Consider the following 23,349-nt stretch of genomic DNA (forward strand, 5'->3'; position numbering starts at 1 on the left):
TTTGATCGTTCCCAGGTAACTCTACTGACAGGTCTATCCGATCAAGGCCGCTCGCCGATGCGCGCCTGTCGCTTGTCTTGGCTTTAATCAGGCAGGACAGTTCACCTTCGCAACGCGGCCATCCTGCGAAAGGACAACACTTTTCGGATGGCTCAGCGGTCAGTTGCAGCGGAACTGCCAATGGTCACCGGAGTTCTTCCAGCTTCCTCGACGCGGGGAGCCAGCATCCACACCATCAATGCAATCAGGCAAGCAAACGCCAGCAAAGCTATAGTGTAGTGGCGGCTTCTCATTGCTCGGTCCGCATGTAGGAACTACGTTCAGAAATCAGCCGGAGTTCCGGACCCGCACTGAGCGATTGAGCCTCCGTCCGCCATGAACTCTTTTGTGGATTGGCGGACAATACCCAGACTACTAGGCCAAGGAAGACGAAGGCCGCCGAGAGCACCCAAAGATTTCTCTCCATGGGTTTCCTCCTTTGGTGCCCCAATGCGGCAAGCACCCGTTTGTTTCATCTTATCTCGGATCAACGGTCGTTCCGCAAACTGAGTATTCGGCTTTTCTGTCATCACTGCTGGCCATTTGCGTTCTCTGCCTTGGCATCTGATCGATGACCGCGCCAGGGCTACGTTCCGCGATCTTGAAACGACATTCTGTCTCCAGCGTTAAGCGGCTGGATGCTCGAACCAAGGTGGCGCCAATATGCATATGAAAGTGATGACGGAGCAGTTCGTGCTTGACGGTGACAAGCTCACCCATACGCCGACCGGCGCCACGTTTTGGCTCGGCGATAAGGATGTCGTCGCTTGCGAGCGAGGCCGCCTCAAACTCGATACCGGCGACGATTACAGGCTCGATGAACTCAAGCAGGCGGCCTGGCACATCATGATGGTCGACCGCAAGTCGTGCACCTAGGAAAGTTGAGCCTGGACGTCCGAGCTTTCAAGCCGACGAACCCCGGGGGGCGTAGCTAACCCTCCGCTGAGACAGCGCCCTATCGGGATACGCGGCCGAATGGCGCTTCCGCCCTCACGAAGTGCGAATTCTTGCCTGGATGTTTGCAAGAAATTGCACTAGCGCGTCATCTACGCCTGCTCCGCTGTCAGGTGTCAAAAGCGTAATTCCCCAGTGCGCCAGTATCGCCTCTTGCACGGGGTTCGACGAGGGCATGAACACGAACGATCGTGGGCGATGATCCTTATGACCAGATTTTTCCCAGGTCTGCCAAATGTTGTGCAGCAGCAGGCGGATATTGGGGTCAGACATGCTGTACCCGATGAACAGGATGGTTCGACCCAATGCGTCGGCGCGAAACTTGATATCGAGGGGAGAGTCAAAGGATAAGCGATTGAGAAAATCGGTCTCGGTCAGAACCAGTGACGCATCATCATCGAAATCGCCATGGTACTTTACGATTTTTGTTACGCCATTCCGCAGCATCCGCGATCTGCTTGGCATTCGCAATCTTGGCGTAAGCCTTCTTGTGGACTTCGAACGCCGTTTCGAGGTTACGGTCATAATTGGTCGTGTAGATGGCCGGGAAGTCCAGCTCCACAATGAGCTTATGAAGCTGCGACTCTGACACGCGATCCGAAGCAACTTTCCAATTTCGATCCAGCCAGCTTCGCAAGGGACCCATTCCACCCTGCTTCAGGCGGTAGAACTCGGCCAGCATTTGGTAACCATCGTTCATTCCGTCGATTACATCGGAATTGAGGTCGAGCTCCTTCAGCAGGTGATCAACGAGAGTTTGCCAGGACGGCAGCCCTACCGCCATCGAGACACCTGCGCCAACGAACAGGATCGCGTGACGCCGCTTGATGGCGTCGGCCAACACATCCCTGGAGGATATTTTCCGCTTCTCTAAACTTGCTTGTGAAGAACTCATCTGTTTTCAACAGCGCCAGAGTTACTCCGTTCTCGATCTGCAATGAGCTTCGCGCGGGACCCCATCCGCCATGTTCCGCCATCCGATGGTGAACCAACAAACACGGATCGGTGTTGTTGGTTCCTGGCACCGCTGCCGAAGCTGCAGTGCCTGTTCCAGCTCGTCGAGCACGAACGCGGCGGGCCCCGTGTGATGACTTCTGACGTGATGCGCAGCTTGATGCCTGCGAACGAGCGAGATTGCTTTTGAGCCATGTGCCACCGATGTCCGGTCTCGCTGCCTCCCCCGGCGGAATTGGAGAAAGACCTTTAGCAACTTCGGAACTCCGGCTTATTCGCTGCGTTTGCCTCCGGTACCTCAATCTGAAGGCGCTCATGTCGGCTGATCGGGAGTTACTTAAGAACGCAGTGCTTAACGTCGGGATGGGCGCCGCCTTGGGCGCTCTGTTCATGGCGTCGCTTCTTGTTCTGAACGTCCATGATATCTCCCACATGCTGCGGCACAGCACATCCCCCGCCACGGTCACTATCATTCTGATCGCTGGCGCTTCGACGTATTTTGCCTTTGGCGCGGCCCTTACCGGGATTCACTTTGCGATCATGGGCGGAAGCCATCAAGACCGTGGGCATCGCTGACCTTCATTGAACGTTCGACTCTTTGCAAGTTGCCCCGGATCCGTTAGCGATGCGCGCAAAATTGCAGCCGAGCTACCAAAATTCGGCCACAGGCGACGGCGTAGTCAGGATGCGCAACGCAGTTCTCGCTGCCATCGTCTTGACGCGATGAGTGCCACACGACCTAAGGCAAGAAGAAAGGAACGGAAATTATCGAGAGGGCAATCACAATGGTTATACCGACCATCCACCAGGCTACGCCCAAGCCGCGTCCGATCGGCGACCGCGAAGCCACTGGCCTGCCCGCTTCCTGACGGTACGCCATGGCGACCTGAGCGCGCATGGGGGGTGCACCTCCCGCTTCATCATCGGTTCCTAGTGGCGCGGCTGCAGGGTCCGGCCAAGGCATTTTGTCGCCTGTCTGCCCAGGAGTCGATCCCGGACCGGAGTTCGTCGACGTTACGGACATCCCTCATCTGTCGTCTCATTTCAGATCGATCACCGCTGCGTAGGCACAGCAGATCGACATGCGATTGAATGCGGGGTCATCAGACCGGTACCGTTGCGGCCTCGTTTGCCGGCATGGCACCGAGTTCACGGGCGGACCAGCCGAACGTCAGGGAAGACCGAGGGCAACGTCCCAGCTTGTTTTTCGACTGCTACAATTGCTGCGTTTGCCAGCGCGATCTTGTGCCGCACCCCCCGGCACCACGCATCAAGAATCTCTCCTGTAACAAGTTCTTCCGCATCAACAAAAAGTCTCAAGATGCCGACCTGCTCCAGGTAAGTCATCGCTATGTCCATTGCTTCCTGGAAAAGAGGATCTTCGCAGCTCATCGGCCAGTCGATACCGTACATTGCATCTTCCACCGGTCTTTTGCGGCATAGGAACGGCGAACGGTGGCAATCGTTCCGAAAGTGAGAGCGGTCCAAGACATCACTCCGATGGCTGGTGCGGCGTGGCACTCGCGCTCTACTTGCGCACGCGCTACGTCTCGGCCGGTCTCGCCATTCAGTAAACCATGGCCCTCATGGACTGAGCTACCCACGCGCCGCGCATAGGTGTCGCGCCCTGGTCGGTTGCACTGGCCCACAAGCCTGAGGCGAGAAGAACAAGCCAAAACGTTAGAATGAGCAATCCCCGAAAGTCCCACTTCACGTCTCTCTCCTACCCTTCGCTCCGCATATAAGCGCCAGCGACATCAACAGCCGATGACCGACCCTCAACGTCGCCGCAACCCTGAAGCGCACGGCCCCGTCTCTGGGGTCTGGGGCATGGGGCGGGACCGTGCGCAGGCCACCCAACAGGAGATGTACATGGCCTGACCGTGCAATGCTTTCCAAATTCGGTTAGTTCCTAATCTGGCTCTCGATGCGCTTGCCTCAGCTAGATTTCAGAGCACGTGTCGCGGTACTCCGCTTCGACGGCAACGGGCCCCCCACGTTGCCCTGAGCCTCAGGATTGGCACCAAGCCTCCGCCGAAGTCCACAAATGATGGGCGGACATCACAGGTGGGCTTCGTCTGTCACGTACCCGACAACCTGCTTGACGGCCTTCCTTGCGTTCTGCCGCGCCAAAAAGGCGGCCTCAGCTGGGGTGAACTGAGGCCGTCGAGGGGGGAGGATAGTGCCGGGTCTCGGCACGCTGACCGAACCGCGTGGGAGAACTATCGTTCCTAACCAAATGGCCGCCAGCTCACCATGAACTACCAAAGCGCGCCGATGTTAAAGATCTTTCCGCGCGGGCGGTGCGCTCCCGTCCTAGCCCGATTCATCCCGTTGTCGAAACAGCTAAATGGCCTTCGGAGGTAGACCAGCGGCAGGTGCGCAAATCCTTCTGGAGAGACACCCATTCCTGCGCGTCAACTCAATAGCAAGCTAACCACGCCAAGGGTGCGTCCTTATACATCCGGCTTTAAATTTGGCGCCGGCCCCGGGACACTTTCCGCCGAGGCGTATTTGTTGCGTTCGGCTTGGCATCGTGGGACCGATTTTGCAGATAGCTAAGACCGTGAACGGTCAGGCGGCTCGGATCGGCCACGCCTTGATCTGCCAGTCTCTTGATGTGTCTGGCGAGGTCCCGGCGAGCGGCAATGTCGATTCCGTGCCCAGCAACTGAGCAGTAGATGTTGATTGCACGGGCGATCGGTCCGGCTATTTCGGCTATTGACGACATGCCTTTTAACGCAGGGCACAAGAGACCGTTCCTGGGTGATTAGACCCGGATCGTCGACGTCGTAGCGGCAACACTTCCTTCTCGCTGGAGCCAACCTATGTTGGAGACCGAACAGACAACCGGGGCTATCGCAGAGAGGATGACCAGGAGAGAACTGCGATCGTATGGAGTGCTGCCATGATCCTGGATGAAGTTACCAAACGAACACTGGCCAAGATGGAAATTGCATTAGAACGAGCCTGCGAGCGTCTCCCACGCTCTTTCAGCAACCATGAAGTCAGGAAGACGATAGCCATCAAAATACTTGAGCGCGCAAAGGACGGCGAAGCGAGTCTCGAGGCCCTGACCGATGCGGCGCTCACCGCCTCTGCTACATTCTCGGGTACCTTGCCCGGCGGAATTGACGTGACCGGCGCTGCCCACGCAAAGCCGTTGGAAAGCAAATGAACAACGGCGCGCTGAGATGAAGCACCCATCAGGACGGCCCTTGCGGGAACCATTGTCACCGTCCTGAATTAGCGGCGAGGCACGAGTCACAGCGGATTACGCGGAGGCCTAACCTTGCATCCTGCAGACCTGCCTCTTATACAGCAGAGGAGTCTGTGATGTGCCGCTGGATTGCCTATCGAGGCGAAACTACTGCCTTCGAGCACTACGTCACCGAACCCGAGCATTCCCTTGTAACGCAAAGCTTGCGAGCACTGGAAGCAACCACCGGGACGAATGGCGACGGGTTCGGCCTGGGGTGGTACGGCAACCATCCCGAACCTGGTCTTTATCGGGAGACGCGGCCTGCCTGGTCGGATGAAAACCTCCGTTATCTCTGCCGTCATCTGCACTCCCATCTGTTTTTTGCCCATGTCCGGGCGGCCACCGGCACCGCAGTGACGCGACAAAACTGCCATCCCTTCGCGTGTGGTCGCTGGATGTTCATGCACAACGGTTTCGTTGGAAGCTGGAACAGGCTGCGCCGCAAAGTCGAAAGCATGATTCCAGAGGCGCTCTATCCGTCCCGCGTCGGAACGACCGATTCAGAAGCGGTGTTTCTGGCGATCATGGGCGCGGGCGTAGAGCGAGAACCGGTCGAAGCCGCGCGCCGCGTGCTTCTGTCGTTATGCGAACTTGTCAATGAAGATGGCCATCACGATCGAATGCGCTTCACGGCAGCCCTTGCTAATGGTCACGACCTCTTCGCTTTCCGGTTCGCCGAGAACGACAATGCAAATACGCTCTACTATCGGGAGGACGGCGAACGTCTCATTGTGGTGTCAGAGCCGTTTGACAAAGAGCCCGATTGGACGGAAGTGCCGCCGAACCATGCGCTTGTCGCGCTCGCTTCGACATCAGCCGAGATTGTTCCTCTACTGGAATTAAGCGCTCCTCAAAGAAAACAGGAACCTGCGCGATTGCAGAGGGTTGTAGGCCGCGTCTAACAAAAAGGCAGCGGAGCTCGGAAAACAGGCATGTGCGGATTTTGTGGTGAGGTCAGGACGAGCGGGGATGTCTCGCTCGTGGAACTTTCGAGGGCAACAGAGTCGATGCAGTCCCGCGGCCCAGACGCCGCGGGTTTTTTCGCACAGGGTTCAATCGCATTCGGACATCGCCGCCTCAGCATCCTGGACCCGGCTCCCTCCTCCCAACAACCGATGGTCGATAACGAACTCGGCCTAGGGGTGGTGTTCAACGGCTGCATCTACAACTTCCGGGAATTGCAAACGGAGCTCCGGGAAAGGGGCTACCGCTTCTTCTCGCAGGGCGACACCGAGGTCATCCTCAAAGCTTATCACGCCTGGGGACCCGGCTGCGTGCGCAAGTTCAAGGGAATGTTTGCGTTCGCGATATGGGAGCGCGACAGCGGCAGGGTTGTCATTGCGCGGGATCGCCTTGGCATCAAGCCGCTCTATTTTACCGAAGGGGCGAGCTTCTTTCGCTTTGCGTCCACACTTCCAGCTCTGCTTGCGGGCGGCGGGATAGACAGATCCATTGATCCCATAGCGCTGCATCACTTTTTCAGCTTCCATGCAGCTGTGCCGCCGCCACGAACTATATTGAACGGCGTAAAGAAACTTGCACCGGCCACGTGGTTGACGATCGAACCCGATGGCACGCGAAAGACCGAGCGCTACTGGGGATTCTCGGTTGGCGAACGCCCCACGGATCGCCGAATGACGGAGGCTGAATGGAGTGAGGCCGTTGCCGATGAGATGAAGGCTGCAGTCGAGCGACGTCGCGTTTCCGATGTGCCGGTCGGCGTCCTGTTGTCAGGGGGACTAGACAGCTCGTTGATCGTTGCCCTCCTGGCCGAACTCGGTCATGCAGATATTCGCACCTTCTCGATCGGCTTCGAGAGTGTCGGAGCACATTCCGGCGATGAATTTTACTATTCAGATCTGATCGCCAAGCACTTCTCCACCAACCACGAGCAGATCATGATAGATGGGAGCCGGGCCTTGGACATGCTTCCCGCCGCGATCAAGGCAATGTCCGAGCCGATGGTCAGCCACGACTCAGTTGCTTTCTACCTGTTGTCGGAAGAGGTCAGCAAGCGGGTGAAGGTGGTTCAGAGCGGCCAGGGCGCGGACGAGGTGTTCGGCGGCTACAGCTGGTATCCGCCATTTCTGTCAGCCAACGATCCCGCCGAACAATATCGGAAGGCTTACTTCGACTGGAGCCACGCCGACCTGGGCAAACTGCTCTCCGGCGACTTTATTTCGCAAGATCACAGTCGCGAGTTCGTCGAGAGTTTCTTTGCCCAAACCACGGCGGCCACTCCGGTCGACAAGGCTCTGCAAATCGACACCGAGATCATGCTGGTCGATGATCCGGTGAAACGGGTGGACAATATGACCATGGCTTCCGGACTGGAAGCGCGGGTGCCTTTCCTCGATCATGAGGTGGTGGAGCTCGCGGCGCGTATTCCCGCAAAGCTCAAGGTTGGCGGCGGCGGCAAGTACATTCTGAAGCAAGCCGCTCGTAAATTCCTGCCGGCAGAGGTGATCGACCGCCCCAAGGGTTATTTCCCGGTGCCTTCGCTGAGGTATCTGCGCGGACCCTTCCTATCCTATGTCAGAGATATTCTCAACTCCAGCCAAGCCAGATCCCGCGGACTTTACCGCAGCGAATTTGTTGAACACCTGCTGCAAAGCCCGGAAGCTGAGATGAGCCCGAAGGGACACTCGCGGCTGTGGCAAGTGGCCCTGCTCGAAGCATGGATGCAGGCTCATGCGATTTGACCCGGAGATCATGAAGCTGCTGCGTCTGGACCTTGCCGGGGACAAGCGTCACCTCGTAATCCGCTCCGCCGTCGGGCGCGAACACGCTTGCGAATACTCGTTTGGGATCGAGGAGGAGTATTTTCTTGCTGATGCCACAACCCTCGAGGTGGCTACGCAGACGCCGAACGAGCTGTTCGAAGCAGCGAACTGGTCCACCGGCGGCCAGGCTATGCGCGAGATGCTGCAAGCGCAGCTCGAGATCGCGACGAACGTTCATCTCGACGCAGTAGACGCGCGTGAAGAGTTGAAATTCCTGCGGCGCGAAGTTGCTGCCGTGGCCGCTCAATATGGGCTTGCCATCATGGCATGCGGAACGCATCCGACCGCCGTGTGGCGTCAGTCGCAACCGAGCCCCAAGCCCCGCTACACGGCGATGATCGAAGACCTCCGGACGATTGGCCACCGCAATATGCTCTGCGGCATGCACGTGCACGTCCAGCTTCCCAAGGCAGAGAGACGGTTCGCCGTCATGCAGGCGATGATACCGTATATTCCCCTGTTCATCGCTCTCTCGACCTCGTCGCCGTTCTGGAACTCCAGGGAGAGTGGCCTCAAGGGATATCGCCTTGCTGCTTACGATGAACTGCCGCGCACCGGCCTGCCAGAGGCGTTCGAGAACGAGGAGCAATACGACCAGTATGTCACGGCACTCAAGGTGTCCGGAGTGATCCCCGACGAAAGTTACATCTGGTGGGCCATGCGCGCCTCTTCGCGTCACCCCACTCTGGAGCTTCGAGCACCCGACGTCTGCACCTTGGTCGATGATGCCATCGCCCTCGCCTCGTTATACCGCACGCTGGCCCGCCATCTGTACGAGAGGCCGGCACTCTTGCAGCCCATCAATATCGTGGAGCGAGCGATTGCCGTGGAAAACAAATGGCGGGCGCAACGGTACGGTACCGAATGCATCTTTGCCTCTAGGGACGGGCCCATGAAAATAAGTGCCATGTTGACGTCATTGGTGGATCAGTTGTCGGATGACGCCTCGGCCTTGGGCTGCTTGAGCGAAGTTGAACACTGTAAGCTCATCCTGGAGCGGGGCAGTTCGGCCGACCATCAACTTCGCGCGTACCGCGAGGCCGGTGACGATGTGCGAGCGGTAACGAAGTGGATCGCGTCCGCGACAGCGCCGGATCAGATTCGCCGTCAAGCTCCTCCCTGGCACGGGGCGGTGATTTGACTTTCTAACTGGTCCCAGTTCCGGGAGCATTTGCCGTTGATGCGCATCCCTATCGCCGACCGGAGAGATGGAACGATCCGTGCTCGGCGTAGTTTCGACGTCGACCAATTTCGGAACGCCCCTCATGTCTCGCGAAGGCCACCAGCACCCCCCGTCGACGCGAAGGCGCCTTTGATTGGAGCATTCATCCTTGGCTTTGCTTTCGGCGCCTTCTTCGATGGCATTTTACTGCATCAAGTCCTGCAGTGGCATCATTTGTTGAGCCTGGTGCAAGGCGACCTCTACAGAGATATTCGGGTGCAGATACTAGCTGATGGCCTGTTTCACGCTGCGGCCTATCTACTTGCGGCTGGCGGCTTGGTACTGCTGTGGCGGGGAGCGCGACCTCCCGATCGCATTGTTCTAGGCTGGGCCGTTCTGGGATTCGCCGCTTGGCAGTTTGCCGATGTAACGCTGGTACATTGGGCGATGGGTCTGCATCGGGTTCGGATTGATGTGCCAAATCCGCTGCTGTGGGACGTCGGTTGGCTCGTAGTACTTGGCACGCTGCCGCTAATTGCGAGTTTTTGGCTGCTACGAGGTCAAACTCGAACTACCAACCGCCGTAGCCCCCGCACATCGCTGAGTATCGCCATCATGCTTGCTGGAGTGCTCTCGGCAATTCCCCTCGGCGACGCAGCCACGGCCGTGATCTTCAGGAACGGCATGGCGGCAGCAGAAACGTTCCCAGCGGTAGCCACGGCCGGTGGGCGCGTGATTTGGAGCGCACCGGGTGGAGACATGATGATTATCGATTTGCCCACGTCAAGCCGCAGCGAGCTTTACACCAGAGGAGCACTCCTCGTAACCAGCGCGGCGTGGCTCGGCTGCTTCGCTCCGGGCCGATTTGCGGCCGAAGGTCGGCCTAAGAATAGCTAAATAATCGGCGATCACCCTGCAAAACCACAACAAGGACAGGCCGCCGTTGAGACAGCAACCCTGTCTGGATGCCCTTAAGAGACCCGGCGCATGCTCGCAAGCTCACGATGCAGAACGCGCTTCCATGAGGCAAAGCTACTTTGCTGCGCCTTCGCCTTCGACCTTGTATTTTGAAATGGCGGGATTGCGCGTCTCTAACGCCGCTCATCAATTCAAACGACGGCGCCGCCGTCCCCTCACACCATGAAACCGTTCAGGCCAACGGCGGTTGTCAAGGGGGGCCTTACGAGGCTCCCGCTGAAGCCTTGAACAGGGAATACGACATGAAGGTAAGCAACAACCAAAAGCCATCGGAGGCCGACGACGGCGTTTCAAGAGAGACTTTGAATGACCGGCAGCGCAAGGATGCCCAAAAGCAAAGACCTGAGGAAGCGGCCCGCGGCAAGAAGAGTGAGAACGAGGTGGGCAAGCAGGCCGAAGGTTAGCGGCTGGGGCTAATGAGCCGGTGCCTTGGGAGCCAGAAAATGCGGCGGTTTAGATTTGAAGTCGGCGGGAGCATAAATTCCGCGAACAACGTTTTTGCACCATCCACATCAGCGGTCGTAGCTCAGGATTAGTCTCAGAGGGGGTGAGATTAGGTTAGCCGTAACCATGGCTGGAGGTACTCCGTGGCTCCAGGCATAGGGACACTCACCAGCAAGACGGCCTACCTGAGGACTGGCCCGCCCCCGGCGGCCTCCCGCCGTTCTTAGTGGACTAAATTGGAACTAATGTTCCCGGTTAATGTTTGGCTCTGGCTCCCGGCTCTAATGCTCCCAGGCCCCAAGCCGGGAGCGCGGCCCCGGTTAAGCGGAGAAAACCGGGGCCGCTACCGGCCCGCGCCGGTACGGCAAGTCGTTCTCCGCTCGTGGCGAGGGGAATGACAAACGCCTTCTCATCGATGGAATACCCGCATTGGCTGATCGTAGCCGGCGCCGTTCTAGTGATGCTGGGCCTCGTAGGGCTCGCAGTGCGCCGATTAGGCGCTGAAGTCGAGCTCAACGACATGGCGACCGACCAGGAGCCGCCCGAGCCTGAGGCTAACCTCACTCAGACACAGAGCTCCGATCGCGAGGCGAAGTTTGAGGAGCAGAAAAGGCATCGGTGGGCCGACAAGGACCGCGGCACCAAGGAACCGCTGAACGATAGGCCAAAAATTTACGACGAGGAATCGAAATGACCGTCTTTGTCTCTGTCAACACCAGCAAGCAGGCTGGCGGCCCGGATCAACTCAGGGCGTTCGCCAATCTGGACGCCGCGGAACCTGGTGCTTGGCCCTTGAGGTGCCGGTTTCTACCGGGTGCGCCATCACGCGGAGATACCCTTGGCTGGGCTCGGGCCGCCAAGGTCTTACAGAGTAGCCCGGCAGCCATACCGTGTCTGTAAGGACCCGACAAACAGCAAGGCTCGCCAGCGTGACCGGCGGGCCCTGTTTAGCTGACTAAGACGATCAACCCACCCTGAGGTTTTCGGCGGATTCTTTCCCGCGGTTGGCCGTGACTTCGTAGCTTACCTTCGCACCTTCATTCAGGCTGCTTAGACCAGCTCTCTCGACGGCCGAGATATGGACGAACACGTCCTTGCCGCCATTGTCGGGTTGGATAAATCCATAGCCTTTTGTCGCGTTGAACCACTTCACTGTACCTGTCGCCACGTCGTTTTCTCCCCAACGATTCAGAACGCGATAGGATGGTGACAGGATTCCGGCGAAAGATTGGCCAGCCGTGTGAACTGGCGAGCGCTTCTTTTGGAACCGGAAGCAAGGTACCGGTATCCAGTCCACGGTCGAGATCTTCACCCGCGGGGTCGAGCCGAAGCTGCTGGCCGAGATCGAGTGCCGGGCGAAGTCAGCCGAAGGCGGGGTCCCGGCATCCCTTGTTCAAAGGCCTGCGGGGACGACCTGCGAATCGCAATTGTCTTCCATGACGGGCGACGGAACGATCACTTGAAGACCCCGTTCTGCTCCCCGTGAAGGCGGTGGAAACAGGTGCAATCTTGCGATCACCTCCCCCAGAACCGGTGAAACGCGGATCCTTAAGCGGTGGCCAATTCGTGTTGCTGGCGGTGCTGTCCGCCATCCTCATCATGACTATTGCTTGGGCGGTCACGGTCTGGACGTCGAGTAACGACGCTCCCATGTCGACGCACGGTTGGATTGCCCTCGGTCTTGGGACCGTGTTCTCCCTTGTCATCGGGTGTGGACTCATGGCGCTGATGTTCTTCAGCAGCCGCAGCGGTCATGACGAGATCGCGACTCCGAAGTTCATGCAGCGTCGCGAGGAAGACGAATGAGGCAGGACCTTTGATGGAACGGTGCGACCCTTGCGACAACTGCCGCCGGGTTGCGAGAACCATACCCGACAGACGGCGGCTGGCGCGCACGCCTGTGGCTGCGGGGGCGCGGCCCGGTCTGTAAGGCCGTCGACGAGTCGCCCGTGCCGAAGATGCCAGAGGGCTTCCACGCCAACGCGGAAACGAGCTTTCGTGGAAGATCAATGAGAAAGAGGCGACCGACTGAGCGGGCTCATTGCCTGCGCCGTTCTACCGCAAACGTGAATGTGGCTTGTAGTACTGGCCCGGCATCGTCCCGCACCTCAATTGCCATTCGGTGCCCTACGCCTTGGCTGGCACTCCCGCGCACGGCATCGTGCGCTATGCCTGCTAAGGATCGCGCGGCTTCCTCCTGAGCTGCTTGGATATGCGGGAGTAACATTCCCTCCTCGTCGATGGCAATTTCGTTGCCGTCGCGGATGTCGAAAAAGTATCGCTTTCCGTCGCACTGTACGGCAGTCGCTGTTTGAATCGAAATAGGATCCGCGATGGTCATCATAAGCAGACTCCGGCTTCTGGCGGGAGCGCTGTGGCGTCTCTCCGTCACCGATAGAGTGCCAGTTTGACCGGACGGTGATAGACGAACCTTAGTCAATATGTCGGCTTCCTGACAGAGCGATCAGGCCCATGGAAATCAACTAGCTGAGAGATGGAACCCTTCGGCCACCAACGAGCCCTTACTCTTGTGTTCAGTCGGAAAGACAGAAACCCGGTGCATCGTTAGCAACAAACTCGATGCGACTGCTTTTCGCCGCTCTTTCAAAAGTAGAGATGCGGCACCCGAGCCGGATCGGGCCGGCATGGCCGCGTTCGAGCGGCGCGCCGCAAGACCTGTGAGCGAGCAACGCATCTCTGGCTGCGAAACCTGCCAACTGGAAGTTGGTGCTACGCGCTGGAAGGGCGCTTTGTCTGCTGCACTCGCATGACTTCTAGGGCCGGCAGGCGTTGAGGAGATCGCGGGTGTGTCCAGCGGATGGATTGGTAACAAAACAGACCGGATGGATGGGTGACACTTGTTCATGGTTCGGTCAGCTGAGGCGCAGCGCCTCAGCTTTGCTGTGTGTTCTGGTCGATTACCCCTTGGCAATAGCGTAACGAGTTGATGTCTGAAACACTTGGGCAGAGCAGAGATGCTCTGCCCACCCCCCAACCGCCGCTTTGTGCCCTCCCAAACGGTCAGGGAAGGCGCGCCGCCGTTCGACCCGGGTTAGTCGGGCTTGGCTTGCTCCGCGGCCTCTCCGCGCGACTGGAACTTTCCTGTTAGACCGCCGGAGCGAAAAATGGCCGCTAAGTCAAGTACCGGACTCAGTTGGCGCTTCCATTGTGTTACGTTAGGTGATTGCCGGCCGCGACTTCGGGCGCCGGCAACTGAGAGATCTTGCACTCCCGCCTGTCCAACGGGAGTGCCTCGATGTTTGAACGCAATGCCATTCTGGCTTCGCTATCAACAGGCGATACATCTTCGATTCGCCCTCACCTCAAGGCCATACACCTTCCGCAGAAGACGGTGCTCTATGAGGCGGGCGACACCATCAAATCCGTTTACTTTCCGACAAGCACGGTCGTATCCCTCGTCATCACCCTCGAAACGGGTGAAATGACCGAGGCTGCAATGGTTGGCAAAGATGGCGCAGTCGGCATCGCCTCGGCGCTGGACGGAAAAATCGCGATGAGTCGTGCAATTGTTCAGTTGGGCGGCGATGCCATCGTTTGCGATCCGGCTACCTTCAAAAGCGTAGCAATGCAATCTGAACAGCTGATTTCTCTCGTCATGCGACATGAGCAAACGCTTTTTGCGCAAGCCCAGCAGTCTACCGCGTGCATGGCAAACCACGACGTCGAAGCTCGACTCTGCCGATGGATGTTGCGAGCGCGGGATTTGTCAGCAAGCGATGACCTGCCCTTTACTCAGGAATTTTTGGCCGAAATGTTGGGAGTAAGGCGAACCAGCGTGACCTCTGTTGCGCACACACTCCAAGCCGCTGGCATGATCAAATACACCCGCGGCAAAATCCGGATTATGGACGTTGAAGGCTTAAAAGAATGCGCCTGCGAATGCTACGAGGCGGTGAAGGAACAGTACAGTCAATTGTTGGGTTCGAACTCTGATAGACCGTGACCGGATTTCGGACTCGTGTATGTCTGCCGCTGACATCCGGCGTCTATTCCTGTTGCTGCTCGTGGCGCAAATCGACTTTTCCGCTTTCATCCGTTTTGTAAGTTGCTCTATGCCGTCCAACGGGATTTGGATCCGCCGCCACCGCTCGAGCTGCGGCGGGCTAGATCTCCTGCTGAGGTCATCCTCTGGGTTCAATTGAGCTTGCGACGAAGCTTCTCCATGAATGCCCGGAGGTCGGCAGCGTAATCTTCGAGCAGTCGCCTAAGCTCTGCCGTGTGCTTGGTTTCTTCTTCACGCTGGCCTGGCTTTTCGTCGTTCGGTCCCATGCCTAGCCTCAACAAATGATGGAGGCCGCGCCCTGAGGCGCCTTACTTTGGCGGTCGCAACTCACCGGAGAGCCAACCGTTAGCCAACTTCATTGGATCGATTGGAGTTGGGCGCTGCTCGGGTTGGACGCGTTCGCACTTAGGGCATTCATAGTGCCAGGTTTCATATTGCGGACCGTCGGGCGATATTCTGGCTAGTATCATGCGGATACCGCAGCGCTTGCATGTTGGGCGTTCCAGCGAACTCGAAAACAACATCGCTCCGCCCCAAGGGACGCATGCTTTGATGCTCAAATGTTGCCGGTGGCCGTCCCCTTGCCGCCACAAATGTTAATAGCTCGTTGCTTTTCGTCTGCTCGGTCCCCGACTCAGTCTCACATTACTTCCAGACCAGGCCACTAGCGGTCGAAACAGGCCGAAGCGGTCATGCACTTTGCCGGGAGCCACCGTTCAAGCTGCGCCGCGGTACCGCTCCCGCGGCACCCGTCCGACTAGTCATGTCGTTGCACATTCCGGGACGGCTCAGTGCAGGCTTGCTGACTCCCATTGAAAGGATTCCTCGAAAAGTGGTCCTTCGCGGGTGCGAACCAAAATGGCCATGCGTCGAGAACCTTTATTTGAGCGAAGCGCATTCCGCGCGAGCTCGGCCAGAGAACAAGCAGCTTCCCGTCTCGCCGCATCTATGTTGGGCAGGCTCATTCCTTCGTCGTCCGGAATCACTTCACCATCTGCCACGACATCGAAAAATACAGGTACATCCCTGGCCCCCTGTCAGTGTGTCCGGAGTTAAATGGCTTCATTCAATTAAGGTGCGTTCGCCGCACTCGCATTGAAATGTTCGGAGTTGCTTACCTGAGAGCATGTCGAGAATGGGATAAAGAAAAAACATGGCGCGGCCGCATCGCTTGCAGGGCGGCGTTGATGACGGTTTCGAATCGGGCCTCGTTGCCATTCCCTATTGTACCAAACAGCACACAACGGGTCGGTTAAGTACCAGACACAAGATACTAAAAGATTTTGAGATTAGTGGTTGTCGTGAGAACCCGTACACGCGGAGGCACTCTCCCAAGCCGCCAGGCACTTTGCCACGAGCAGCCAACGCTCGAGCTGCGCCGCCCCCCCCTGTATCGTTCGGGCGGAGGCGGAGCGCCTCCGGGTTCATCGTAATCGATGCACATCAGCCCGACGTCGTCTGAGCGATGCCAATAGGGCTGCCGCGGTTGGTGGCTACTTTCCAAGTCCGGACGTAACACTCTCCGAGTTTGCACTATTGGCCATATGGATACGGCTGGCTCAGAACGGAACCGGACTAAAGCTTCTAAGCTCATCAAAGATTGAACGAATTTCTTGATTCGGCGCAACGCACAGAGTTCGATACGTATCCAGGAACCCCAGCCACACTCCGAAAAAGCCAAGCAGGTTTAGCGCTTTAGATCGCTCAGTCCGCGATCCGGAGTGGCGTGTCGATGAATTGAGGCACAACCACGATAGAGGGGAGATTCAAACAGCTCCTTCTACAGCGTAGGCGTCCAGTTGTGGCGTTCGTTTCGCGCCTTGCGGCCCGGGGATCAAAAAAGTCCGATGATCTTAGGGAATGAGTTGGCGTGCCACAGGCAGCAACGCAGCCCGTTGAGCACTTCGCCCTGCACATCGTCGAAGTCCAGCCGGCCCTTGAATTCCGAAGCCGACAGGTCCTGGGATTCAGCCGTGGTTGAGGAACTCGTCCAGCGTTTTGGCATCCGGCATGGCAAAGCCGGACTGGGGAACCCGGCTGACGCCCATCCCGCCCAGGCGACGCAGTTTCACGGCCATCTCGGCTGCCTTGATCACGACTGTCACGCCGTTGACGACCGGTGCGCCATCGACATTGGCGCCACGTGCATTGCCAAACAGCATCATCGGGATTCCACCCGTAGGCACGATGACGTCGGCCCCCGCATCGAGAAGCTTGCGAGCCTCGCGGATGAACATCACCTCGAGTTCGGTCTTCCTGGCCGACGACGCGAAGGCTTCCATGTAGTCGCTCATGCTGGCGTCAATGGCGCGGATGCCTGCCACGCGTTGCTGCAGTCCGTAGCGCTGGACCTGGTCGGTGTGGATGGGGATGAAGGCCGGGTTGATGGCCAGCAAGCCGAGCTTGCGTCCCTGGGTGCAGGCATGGAGCAAGGTGCTCTCACCCAGACCCAGCACGGGAATGTCGACCGAGGCGCGGGCTTCGTACAGCCCCACGTCCTGGAAGTGGTTCATGAAGAACACGTCGTAGCCTTCGCTCTCGGCCCGAATCGCCCCGCGGATGACCTCGCGCGAAAAGCGAAACTCGGAGAGTGCATGTAGAGTCGTGACCGATGGTGTCGTGGTGTGAAATTCGATCTCGAAATCGGGATCGACGCAGGCCTGCATATAGGGCAGCAGTTGCGCTAGGTAGCTCTGGTGCCCCGTCTTGTCGGTGGCTCCCTGCGCCCAGATGCGGAATTTCTTGCCGGTAGCGGTCATGACGGGTTCCTTTGCGAACGAGGAAAGATGAGAGAGGGCTCAGAGCACCTTGCCAGGATTGAGGATGCCCTTGGGATCTAGCGCTTGTTTGATCGCGCGCATGGCAGCGAGCTCGGCGGGGCTGCGGGTATGGCCGAGGACGTTGCGTTTGAGGATGCCGATACCGTGCTCGGCCGAGACGGCGCCGCGATAGCGGCGCACTAGGTCGTATACGACCTCTTCGATGGCACGGGTTTCTGCCGCTACGCCATCCGCGACGTGCGCGATCACGTGCAGGTTGCCGTCGCCAAGGTGGCCATAGACCAGCGCCGTGCAGTGGGGCCAGCGCTGGCGCAGCAGAGCCTCGCATTCGAGAGCGGCCTGGCCGATATCGGCGATCGCGAAGCTCACGTCGAAGGCCGCCATGCCGGGCAACAGGATCGGAAACTCGGCGGTGGCATCGCGCACCGCCCACAGCGTACGTGCGTCCGAGGTGGAGCGCGCTACCGTCGCATCCTCGAGCACACCCTCTTCCAGCATGCGAGCGAGGAATTCGTCGAACTCCGAGGCTTGGCGCACCGCACCGGCGCCGGCACTCTCCATCAGCACGTTCATGGCATGGCGCCTGGATAGCGGCGCACGAAGTCCCTTGACCTTGCCCAGCATGAAATCCAGATAGTTGGGCCACATCACCTCGAATGCCGAGACGCCACCCGGCAGTTCCGCCTTCGCGCGCTGCAGCAGGATGGTCACGGCGTCGTAGTCCGGCAGGCCGCACCACGCGGTCGAAACGGATTTCGGTTGCGGGTGCAGTTTCAGGACGACGCGGGTGACTATCCCCAGCGTTCCCTCAGCCCCGGCCAGCAGGTGGCGCAGGTCGTAGCCCGTGTTGTTCTTGACCATCTTGTGCAGACCGCCGACTACGCTGCCGTCGGCGAGCACGGCCTCGACGCCGACTAACTGGTCGCGCATGGTGCCGTAGCGGATGACGCGGTTGCCGCCCGCGTTGGTGGACAGGTTGCCGCCGATGGTACAGGTGCCTCTTGCCCCGAGGTCGAGCGCAAACAGGAAGCCCGCCGCCTCGGCCGCTTCCTGCACTGCCTGGAGTGTGCATCCAGCCTGCGCCGTGAGGGTACCGGACACCGCATCGATCTCCTCGATCGCACTCATCCGCTCGAGGCTCACCGCAACCTCGCCGGAGCCACAGCAGGCACCGCCGGCCAGGCCGGTTAGTCCCCCCTGGGGAACGACCGGCTGCCCGAACTCGTTGCAGATGTGCAGCATCCGCGCGAGTTGTTCGGTGTTCCGGGGCCGTAGCAGCGCCAGCGGCACGCTGTAAGGTACACCGCTCCAGTCGCCGTGGCGGCGATCGGGAATGCTAGGGCCGGTAGCCACGAGGTCATCGCCGAGCGCCTGCACCAGGGCATCGATCGCTGTTGCAGGGCTCATGATCGGGAAAGGCCTTTGCAGGGTCTCCCGAGGCTCGGAAGATGTGTGAAGCGGTTGACAATAATATATTGTTCGTGTGACATTGAAGTCAATGTTCTCTTAGGATCACGCGGCGGAGCCCATAAAACTGGTAGTTTTGCGATGGGTAAAGGCAGCTTAGCCAAGGCGTCCCTGTCTCTTGGCTCAAAACCGTATACGGAAAACGGCGCCATGGGCAGCAAGACATCACAGTTGAAGGACGTTTCCGTGCCGGATGCGCCGGGGCGTCTGAGCCTGAGCGCCATCGCCTACGACGCGCTGCGCGCGCGCCTGCGCACCGGTCTGGCGACTCCGGAGGATCGCCTAGTCGACATGGAGATCGCCGCCCAGTTGGGCATGTCCCGCATGCCCGTGCGCGAGGCGCTCCTGCAACTGGTGGCCGAGGGCTGTCTGGTCAGCACCGCGCGGGGCTACCGCATCCCGACCCTCAATCGCGACGACGTCATGGACGTGTTCGAATTGCGCAAGCTGCTCGAGCCCCGGGCCGCCGCACTCGCCGCCCGTGACATCTCACGCGCGGGTATCGCTCAGCTGGGAGCCGCGTTTGAAGAAGCCAAGGCCGCCCAGGAGACAGTCGATTTCTCACGCTTGTTCCGCGCGAACGCCGACTTCCGCGACACCTGGCTCGGCGCCGTGCGCAATACCCGCCTGGCGGCGGTGATCACGCGGTGCGCCGACCAGGTGCTGACCGTGCGTATGAGTACCTTGCGCGACCCCGCCATTCAGGTAGTCGTGGTCACCGGGTTGCAGGAACTGCACACGGCGTTTGCGCGGCACGACTCCGTCGCGGCCCACGACAGCATGGTCCGGTTCGTGTTTGCGGCCGAGCGCAGCTACGACGCGCTCGCCAATGCAACTGTCGAATGATTTCTTCGTCTCGGCCGCCTGACGCATAAATGTTTTGCTTTCGCTCTGCATCTCTCGTTCACTTCTTCCACCTTCCCACGGTACGCATGATGACAGACCCCTTGCATTTTTCCGCCAACCCGCATGACGCAGATGTGCCGTTGGCACTCAAGGATCCGGCGCGGCGCCGCATGATCCTGGGCTCCCTGGCTGCGGGCGTTGGCGCACTCATGCCCTCAGAGCTGGCTCGTGCGCAGGCCCCCGACAAATCAGCGCTCTCGATCGCCTATCCGGTGGACGTCCCCACCTGGGACCCGAACGCCTTGTCCATCCCCACCATCCAGAATCTGTACCAGTCGGTTTTCGACTCGCCCTTGCGCTATTCACCGCAGTTGACGTTGCAGCCGCGCCAGGTGACGCAGTGGAAGTGGGCCGACGACAAGGCGACCCGCCTGGAGATCACTTTGCGCGACGACATCGTTTTCCACGATGGAACGCGGCTGACCATGGACGACGTCAAGTACAGCCTGGCGGATCGCGGCAAGGCGGACAAGAAGCTGATCGTCGGCGGCATGCTCAATACGGTCAGCGATATCGAGGTGATCTCGCCGACCAAAGGCGTCATCGTCTTCAACCGCCCTACGCCGGCCGCTCCGATTTATCTGGCGTTCCTGGCCGCCTATGTCGTGCCCAAGGCTTACATGGAGCGCGTCGGTCCGGAAGGCTTCAACGCCAAGCCGATCGGTGCCGGTCCGTATCAGATGGTCGAACACCAGCGCGGCTCGCGCATCGTGCTTGAAGCGTTCGACAAGTATTGGGGCGGCGCGCCTTCGATCCGGCAGGTCGTGTTTCAAATCGTCCCCGAAGCCTCGGCCCGGGTCGCGTTGATTGAATCCGGGCGGGTCGGGCTGGCGACCCAGTTGCCGATGCGCGAGGTGCAGCGGCTGGCACAGAAGACCGGCATCGAGACCAAGGTCTATCCGTTCTCCTCGGTCTACATGATCCGGATTCCGAGCTACGTGACGCCGATGGATAACGACCATGTGCGGTCGGCCATGCATCTGGCCATCGACAAGGCGGCGCTGTCCAAAGCCTTCTACGGCGGCGTGGCCAAGCCGCTGTCGGTGATGACACCCGAAGGTACGCCGTCCTATGTGGCGGATTTCAACTATTCGTTCGACAGGACCAAGGCCCTTGCGGAGTTGAATGCCGCCGGCTTCGGGCCGAGCAATCCAGTTTCATTCACGCTGCTATCCACCAACGGCGTATTTCCCAACGACTACGATCTGGCCCGTGCGATCGCGGGCATGTGGAAGACGGTCGGCATCAACGCTTCGATTGAAGAGACCACGCCGGCGAAGCTGATTGAGGCGGCCCAGAACGGCAAGCTGACCGGGCCCCTGCTGTACAGCTGGGCTAACAGCACCGGCGATCCGGAAAACTACGCCGGCCGCATCTTCGATCCACGCCTGCGGTTCTCGACGTGGAAGGACATGTCGCTGTCGCCCCGCATCGATGCGCTCATGACGGAAGTCGACGAAGGCAAGCGTATGGCGGGCTACAAGCAACTGAACGTCGAATCGTCGCAGAAGTCATGGGCTATCCCGCTGCTGCAGGCGGTTGAAACGGTGGCCTATTCGTCCACCCTGGAGCCGACCTTGTTCGGCAACGGCTACATCCTGCCTGCGGAGTTCAAGTACCGCTGATCAGCGACTGACATGACAACTTGACATCCCCGGTCCATTGACATGTTCCAGATCATTTCCGCCATCGTGTTGCGCCGGCTGCTGCTGGCGATTCCTACTCTGTTGTTGTTGTCGATGGTGGTGTTCGTCGTGTTGCGCATGCTGCCCGTCGACCCGCTTGCGATGCTGCTGCCCGCATCTGCGACCGCCGCCGATGCGGCCGCGCTGCGGCAGCAGCTTGGTTTCGACAAGCCCATTCCCCAGCAGTTTCTGATCTGGCTGTGGGAGGCGGTAAGTGGCAACCTGGGCAGTTCGATCAACTTTCGGCAACCCGTCCTCCAGCTGATGCTCGCCGCGGTTCCCGCGACGTTGGAACTCACGCTGACGGGCTTGCTGCTCGCGCTCGTGATCAGCGTACCCGGCGGCGTGCTCGCCTTCGTGCTTCATCAGCGCAGGCACGAAGCCGCCGCCGACCTGATCGTGGCGCTGATGCAGTCGGTTCCGTCCTTTCTCTGGAGCCTGCTGCTCATCCTGGCATTCGGCGTGTTCTGGCCAGTATTGCCGTTCAGCGGGCGGGTCGGAGACGGCGTCACGCTACCTGACATCACCGGGTTTGCGCTCGTCGACCTTCTGCTGGTGGGCCGGTTCGAAGCCTGGTTGAGTGCGGTGTCCCATCTGCTGCTGCCTGCGCTGGCGCTGGCGCTGGGCTTTGCCCCGCTGGTGATCCGGGTGTTGCGCTCCAGCCTGATCGACGCCGCCAACGAGCCCTATGTGGAGGTCGCCCGGCTGCGCGGCTTGTCGGAGACGCGCATCCTCTGGCGCCACATGCTCAAGAACGCCTCGCTGCCCACCATCACGATGATCGGCGTGCAGTTCGGCTTCCTGTTCGGCGGCGCGCTGCTGGTGGAAATGATCTTCGGCTTCCCCGGGGTCGGGAATCTGATGGTCCAAGCCGTCAAGGGCAACGACTTGCCCCTGATCCAGGGGATCGCCCTGATTTTTTGTGTGCTCATGCTGGTGATCACGGTCATCGTCGACGTGCTGTATGCCGTGTTGAACCCGCGACTGAGAACCCTATGACCGCAACCGCCCTGACGACCCCGCCGGCCCCGCGCGGGGAGCGGTTTCCGGTAACTCGTGCCGCACTCCGGCAACTCGCCCTTCAACGCCGAGTGTGGGTGGGCGGCGGCATCCTGCTGGTGATCCTGCTGCTGGCCGTGTTCGCACCCTGGGCGGCGCCTCATGACCCGCTGGAACAGGACCTACTGCACATGCTGACGCCTCCGATGTGGGCCGCCGGCGGCAGCGGAGAATTCCCGCTCGGCACAGATGGCCTCGGACGCTGCGTATTGTCGCGTGCCATTTACGGCGCGCGGGTGGCCCTGACCGTGGCCATCGAGGCGGCGCTTGGTTCGATGCTGCTGGGGAGTACACTGGCCCTCCTGGGCGGCTATTTCGGCGGCCTCGTGGACCGCGCCATCAGCTACCTGGTCGACCTCTGGATGTCGTTTCCGCCCGTGGTGCTGTCGCTGATACTGCTGGTCGGGCTGGGCACCGGCGTGGACAAGGTAGTCCTCGCCGTCGTGCTGGTGGATTGGACACGGTTCTGCCGCGTCATTCGCGCCGACGTGCTGGTGATCCGCCGCCGCGATTACGTTCTGGCCGCACGGTTGATCGGCTTCACCCACTTGCGCACCATGCTGCGCGAAGTGCTGCCGGCAGTAGTGCCGCTGATGATCACGCTGTTCTCCATCGAGATGGGCGTCGCCATCATCGTGGAGGCCACGCTATCCTTCATCGGGCTATCGGTACCGCCTGAGATCACGACCTGGGGCCAGATGCTCGCCGATGCCCGCAACGACATGCAGAGCGCCGTCTGGGTCATGCTGACGCCGGTGCTATGCATCATCGTCACGGTGCTGGGCTGCAATCTGTTCGGCGATGGGATCCGTGTCGCGCTCGATCCCCGGCTGCGGCTGCGGGGAGAATGAA

Annotated in this window: 22 protein-coding genes and 1 pseudogene; 15 read left to right on the forward strand and 8 right to left on the reverse strand. The window is 59.7% G+C overall.

Going from position 1 to position 23,349, the window contains the following annotated elements; all coding sequences use genetic code 11:
- Window positions 1-702 precede the first annotated feature (702 nt).
- On the forward strand, window positions 703-915 hold the full coding sequence (locus ACVWVY_RS32635) for a hypothetical protein (protein WP_456630234.1): 213 nt from the start codon (window positions 703-705) through the stop codon (window positions 913-915).
- A gap of 114 nt (window positions 916-1,029) precedes the next feature.
- Here the strand turns inward: ACVWVY_RS32635 and ACVWVY_RS32640 are convergent.
- A pseudogene (locus ACVWVY_RS32640) lies at window positions 1,030-1,888 on the reverse strand (SIR2 family NAD-dependent protein deacylase).
- 374 nt (window positions 1,889-2,262) lie between these two features.
- Here ACVWVY_RS32640 and ACVWVY_RS32645 point away from each other — a divergent pair.
- Window positions 2,263-2,523 (forward strand): hypothetical protein, encoded by a 261-nt coding sequence (locus tag ACVWVY_RS32645; protein WP_456630235.1) that lies wholly within the window; start codon window positions 2,263-2,265, stop codon window positions 2,521-2,523.
- A 573-nt stretch (window positions 2,524-3,096) separates the two neighbouring features.
- On the opposite strand, the gene ACVWVY_RS32650 is transcribed toward ACVWVY_RS32645, so the two are convergent.
- Entirely contained in the window at window positions 3,097-3,360 is a 264-nt protein-coding gene (locus ACVWVY_RS32650; protein ID WP_456630236.1) for a hypothetical protein, read from the reverse strand.
- Window positions 3,361-4,855: 1,495 nt separating this feature from the next.
- Between ACVWVY_RS32650 and ACVWVY_RS32655 the strand changes: the two genes are divergently transcribed.
- The 7 genes from ACVWVY_RS32655 (at window position 4,856) to ACVWVY_RS32685 (ending at window position 11,270) form a co-directional block, all read left to right on the forward strand.
- Window positions 4,856-5,125 carry a hypothetical protein gene (locus ACVWVY_RS32655; RefSeq protein WP_456630237.1) on the forward strand — a complete coding sequence of 90 codons (270 nt, stop codon included), beginning with the start codon at window positions 4,856-4,858 and terminating at the stop codon, window positions 5,123-5,125.
- A gap of 158 nt (window positions 5,126-5,283) precedes the next feature.
- The gene (locus ACVWVY_RS32660; protein ID WP_456630238.1) at window positions 5,284-6,111 is read left to right on the forward strand and encodes a class II glutamine amidotransferase; all 828 of its coding nucleotides are present in this window, start codon (window positions 5,284-5,286) and stop codon (window positions 6,109-6,111) included.
- 30 nt (window positions 6,112-6,141) lie between these two features.
- Window positions 6,142-7,911 carry an N-acetylglutaminylglutamine amidotransferase gene (locus tag ACVWVY_RS32665; RefSeq protein ID WP_456630239.1) on the forward strand — a complete coding sequence of 590 codons (1,770 nt, stop codon included), beginning with the start codon at window positions 6,142-6,144 and terminating at the stop codon, window positions 7,909-7,911.
- Window positions 7,901-9,133 carry a carboxylate-amine ligase gene (locus ACVWVY_RS32670; RefSeq protein ID WP_456630240.1) on the forward strand — a complete coding sequence of 411 codons (1,233 nt, stop codon included), beginning with the start codon at window positions 7,901-7,903 and terminating at the stop codon, window positions 9,131-9,133. The genes ACVWVY_RS32665 and ACVWVY_RS32670 overlap by 11 nt, the downstream gene beginning before the upstream one ends.
- Window positions 9,134-9,172: 39 nt before the next feature.
- On the forward strand, window positions 9,173-10,051 hold the full coding sequence (locus tag ACVWVY_RS32675) for a DUF2243 domain-containing protein (RefSeq protein WP_456630241.1): 879 nt from the start codon (window positions 9,173-9,175) through the stop codon (window positions 10,049-10,051).
- Between the two features lie 323 nt (window positions 10,052-10,374).
- The gene (locus ACVWVY_RS32680; protein ID WP_456630242.1) at window positions 10,375-10,536 is read left to right on the forward strand and encodes a hypothetical protein; all 162 of its coding nucleotides are present in this window, start codon (window positions 10,375-10,377) and stop codon (window positions 10,534-10,536) included.
- A 434-nt stretch (window positions 10,537-10,970) separates the two neighbouring features.
- Window positions 10,971-11,270: a hypothetical protein gene (locus ACVWVY_RS32685; protein ID WP_456630243.1), complete on the forward strand. Its 300-nt coding sequence runs from the start codon at window positions 10,971-10,973 to the stop codon at window positions 11,268-11,270.
- A 270-nt stretch (window positions 11,271-11,540) separates the two neighbouring features.
- Here the strand turns inward: ACVWVY_RS32685 and ACVWVY_RS32690 are convergent, their stop codons facing one another.
- A complete protein-coding gene (locus tag ACVWVY_RS32690) occupies window positions 11,541-11,744 on the reverse strand; it encodes a cold-shock protein (RefSeq protein ID WP_456630244.1) in 204 nt (67 codons plus the stop codon).
- A gap of 398 nt (window positions 11,745-12,142) precedes the next feature.
- Here ACVWVY_RS32690 and ACVWVY_RS32695 point away from each other — a divergent pair, with 398 nt between their 5' ends.
- Window positions 12,143-12,382, forward strand: a complete 240-nt coding sequence (locus tag ACVWVY_RS32695; RefSeq protein WP_456630245.1) for a hypothetical protein — start codon at window positions 12,143-12,145, stop codon at window positions 12,380-12,382.
- A gap of 232 nt (window positions 12,383-12,614) precedes the next feature.
- On the opposite strand, the gene ACVWVY_RS32700 is transcribed toward ACVWVY_RS32695, so the two are convergent.
- Window positions 12,615-12,920, reverse strand: a complete 306-nt coding sequence (locus tag ACVWVY_RS32700; RefSeq protein ID WP_456630246.1) for a DUF6894 family protein — start codon at window positions 12,918-12,920, stop codon at window positions 12,615-12,617.
- Window positions 12,921-13,832: 912 nt separating this feature from the next.
- Between ACVWVY_RS32700 and ACVWVY_RS32705 the strand changes: the two genes are divergently transcribed.
- Window positions 13,833-14,540 carry a Crp/Fnr family transcriptional regulator gene (locus ACVWVY_RS32705; RefSeq protein ID WP_456630247.1) on the forward strand — a complete coding sequence of 236 codons (708 nt, stop codon included), beginning with the start codon at window positions 13,833-13,835 and terminating at the stop codon, window positions 14,538-14,540.
- A 191-nt stretch (window positions 14,541-14,731) separates the two neighbouring features.
- On the opposite strand, the gene ACVWVY_RS32710 is transcribed toward ACVWVY_RS32705, so the two are convergent.
- The 4 genes from ACVWVY_RS32710 to ACVWVY_RS32725 all read right to left on the reverse strand — a co-directional run bounded on the left by ACVWVY_RS32710 (window position 14,732) and on the right by ACVWVY_RS32725 (window position 18,787).
- The gene (locus ACVWVY_RS32710; RefSeq protein WP_456630248.1) at window positions 14,732-14,866 is read right to left on the reverse strand and encodes a hypothetical protein; all 135 of its coding nucleotides are present in this window, start codon (window positions 14,864-14,866) and stop codon (window positions 14,732-14,734) included.
- Between the two features lie 522 nt (window positions 14,867-15,388).
- Window positions 15,389-15,601, reverse strand: coding sequence for a DUF6894 family protein (locus ACVWVY_RS32715; protein WP_456630249.1), 213 nt, complete (start codon window positions 15,599-15,601; stop codon window positions 15,389-15,391).
- 966 nt (window positions 15,602-16,567) lie between these two features.
- Window positions 16,568-17,359 (reverse strand): aspartate/glutamate racemase family protein, encoded by a 792-nt coding sequence (locus tag ACVWVY_RS32720; RefSeq protein ID WP_456630250.1) that lies wholly within the window; start codon window positions 17,357-17,359, stop codon window positions 16,568-16,570.
- A gap of 39 nt (window positions 17,360-17,398) precedes the next feature.
- A complete protein-coding gene (locus tag ACVWVY_RS32725; protein WP_456630251.1) occupies window positions 17,399-18,787 on the reverse strand; it encodes an FAD-binding oxidoreductase in 1,389 nt (462 codons plus the stop codon).
- A gap of 210 nt (window positions 18,788-18,997) precedes the next feature.
- On the opposite strand from ACVWVY_RS32725, the gene ACVWVY_RS32730 reads away from it, so the two are divergent.
- From ACVWVY_RS32730 to ACVWVY_RS32745, 4 genes are all read left to right on the forward strand, one after another.
- Window positions 18,998-19,693: a GntR family transcriptional regulator gene (locus tag ACVWVY_RS32730; RefSeq protein ID WP_456630252.1), complete on the forward strand. Its 696-nt coding sequence runs from the start codon at window positions 18,998-19,000 to the stop codon at window positions 19,691-19,693.
- 89 nt (window positions 19,694-19,782) lie between these two features.
- Window positions 19,783-21,378: an ABC transporter substrate-binding protein gene (locus ACVWVY_RS32735; RefSeq protein WP_456630253.1), complete on the forward strand. Its 1,596-nt coding sequence runs from the start codon at window positions 19,783-19,785 to the stop codon at window positions 21,376-21,378.
- 42 nt (window positions 21,379-21,420) lie between these two features.
- Window positions 21,421-22,437, forward strand: a complete 1,017-nt coding sequence (locus ACVWVY_RS32740; protein WP_456630254.1) for an ABC transporter permease — start codon at window positions 21,421-21,423, stop codon at window positions 22,435-22,437.
- Window positions 22,434-23,348, forward strand: a complete 915-nt coding sequence (locus ACVWVY_RS32745) for an ABC transporter permease (RefSeq protein ID WP_456630255.1) — start codon at window positions 22,434-22,436, stop codon at window positions 23,346-23,348. Before ACVWVY_RS32740 ends, ACVWVY_RS32745 begins: the two co-directional genes overlap by 4 nt.
- The last annotated feature ends 1 nt before the right edge of the window (window position 23,349 follow it).

The sequence above is a fragment of the Bradyrhizobium sp. URHC0002 genome, from assembly GCF_054059515.1.

Coding starts and splice junctions, on each gene's coding strand:
- ACVWVY_RS32635 (WP_456630234.1), top strand. CDS start 703: ATGCATATGAAAGTGATGACGGAGCAGTTCGTGCTTGACGGTGACAAG.
- ACVWVY_RS32645 (WP_456630235.1), top strand. CDS start 2,263: ATGTCGGCTGATCGGGAGTTACTTAAGAACGCAGTGCTTAACGTCGGG.
- ACVWVY_RS32650 (WP_456630236.1), bottom strand. CDS start 3,360: ATGTACGGTATCGACTGGCCGATGAGCTGCGAAGATCCTCTTTTCCAG.
- ACVWVY_RS32655 (WP_456630237.1), top strand. CDS start 4,856: ATGATCCTGGATGAAGTTACCAAACGAACACTGGCCAAGATGGAAATT.
- ACVWVY_RS32660 (WP_456630238.1), top strand. CDS start 5,284: ATGTGCCGCTGGATTGCCTATCGAGGCGAAACTACTGCCTTCGAGCAC.
- ACVWVY_RS32665 (WP_456630239.1), top strand. CDS start 6,142: ATGTGCGGATTTTGTGGTGAGGTCAGGACGAGCGGGGATGTCTCGCTC.
- ACVWVY_RS32670 (WP_456630240.1), top strand. CDS start 7,901: ATGCGATTTGACCCGGAGATCATGAAGCTGCTGCGTCTGGACCTTGCC.
- ACVWVY_RS32675 (WP_456630241.1), top strand. CDS start 9,173: ATGCGCATCCCTATCGCCGACCGGAGAGATGGAACGATCCGTGCTCGG.
- ACVWVY_RS32680 (WP_456630242.1), top strand. CDS start 10,375: ATGAAGGTAAGCAACAACCAAAAGCCATCGGAGGCCGACGACGGCGTT.
- ACVWVY_RS32685 (WP_456630243.1), top strand. CDS start 10,971: ATGACAAACGCCTTCTCATCGATGGAATACCCGCATTGGCTGATCGTA.
- ACVWVY_RS32700 (WP_456630246.1), bottom strand. CDS start 12,920: ATGATGACCATCGCGGATCCTATTTCGATTCAAACAGCGACTGCCGTA.
- ACVWVY_RS32705 (WP_456630247.1), top strand. CDS start 13,833: ATGTTTGAACGCAATGCCATTCTGGCTTCGCTATCAACAGGCGATACA.
- ACVWVY_RS32710 (WP_456630248.1), bottom strand. CDS start 14,866: ATGGGACCGAACGACGAAAAGCCAGGCCAGCGTGAAGAAGAAACCAAG.
- ACVWVY_RS32720 (WP_456630250.1), bottom strand. CDS start 17,359: ATGACCGCTACCGGCAAGAAATTCCGCATCTGGGCGCAGGGAGCCACC.
- ACVWVY_RS32725 (WP_456630251.1), bottom strand. CDS start 18,787: ATGAGCCCTGCAACAGCGATCGATGCCCTGGTGCAGGCGCTCGGCGAT.
- ACVWVY_RS32730 (WP_456630252.1), top strand. CDS start 18,998: ATGGGCAGCAAGACATCACAGTTGAAGGACGTTTCCGTGCCGGATGCG.
- ACVWVY_RS32735 (WP_456630253.1), top strand. CDS start 19,783: ATGACAGACCCCTTGCATTTTTCCGCCAACCCGCATGACGCAGATGTG.
- ACVWVY_RS32740 (WP_456630254.1), top strand. CDS start 21,421: ATGTTCCAGATCATTTCCGCCATCGTGTTGCGCCGGCTGCTGCTGGCG.
- ACVWVY_RS32745 (WP_456630255.1), top strand. CDS start 22,434: ATGACCGCAACCGCCCTGACGACCCCGCCGGCCCCGCGCGGGGAGCGG.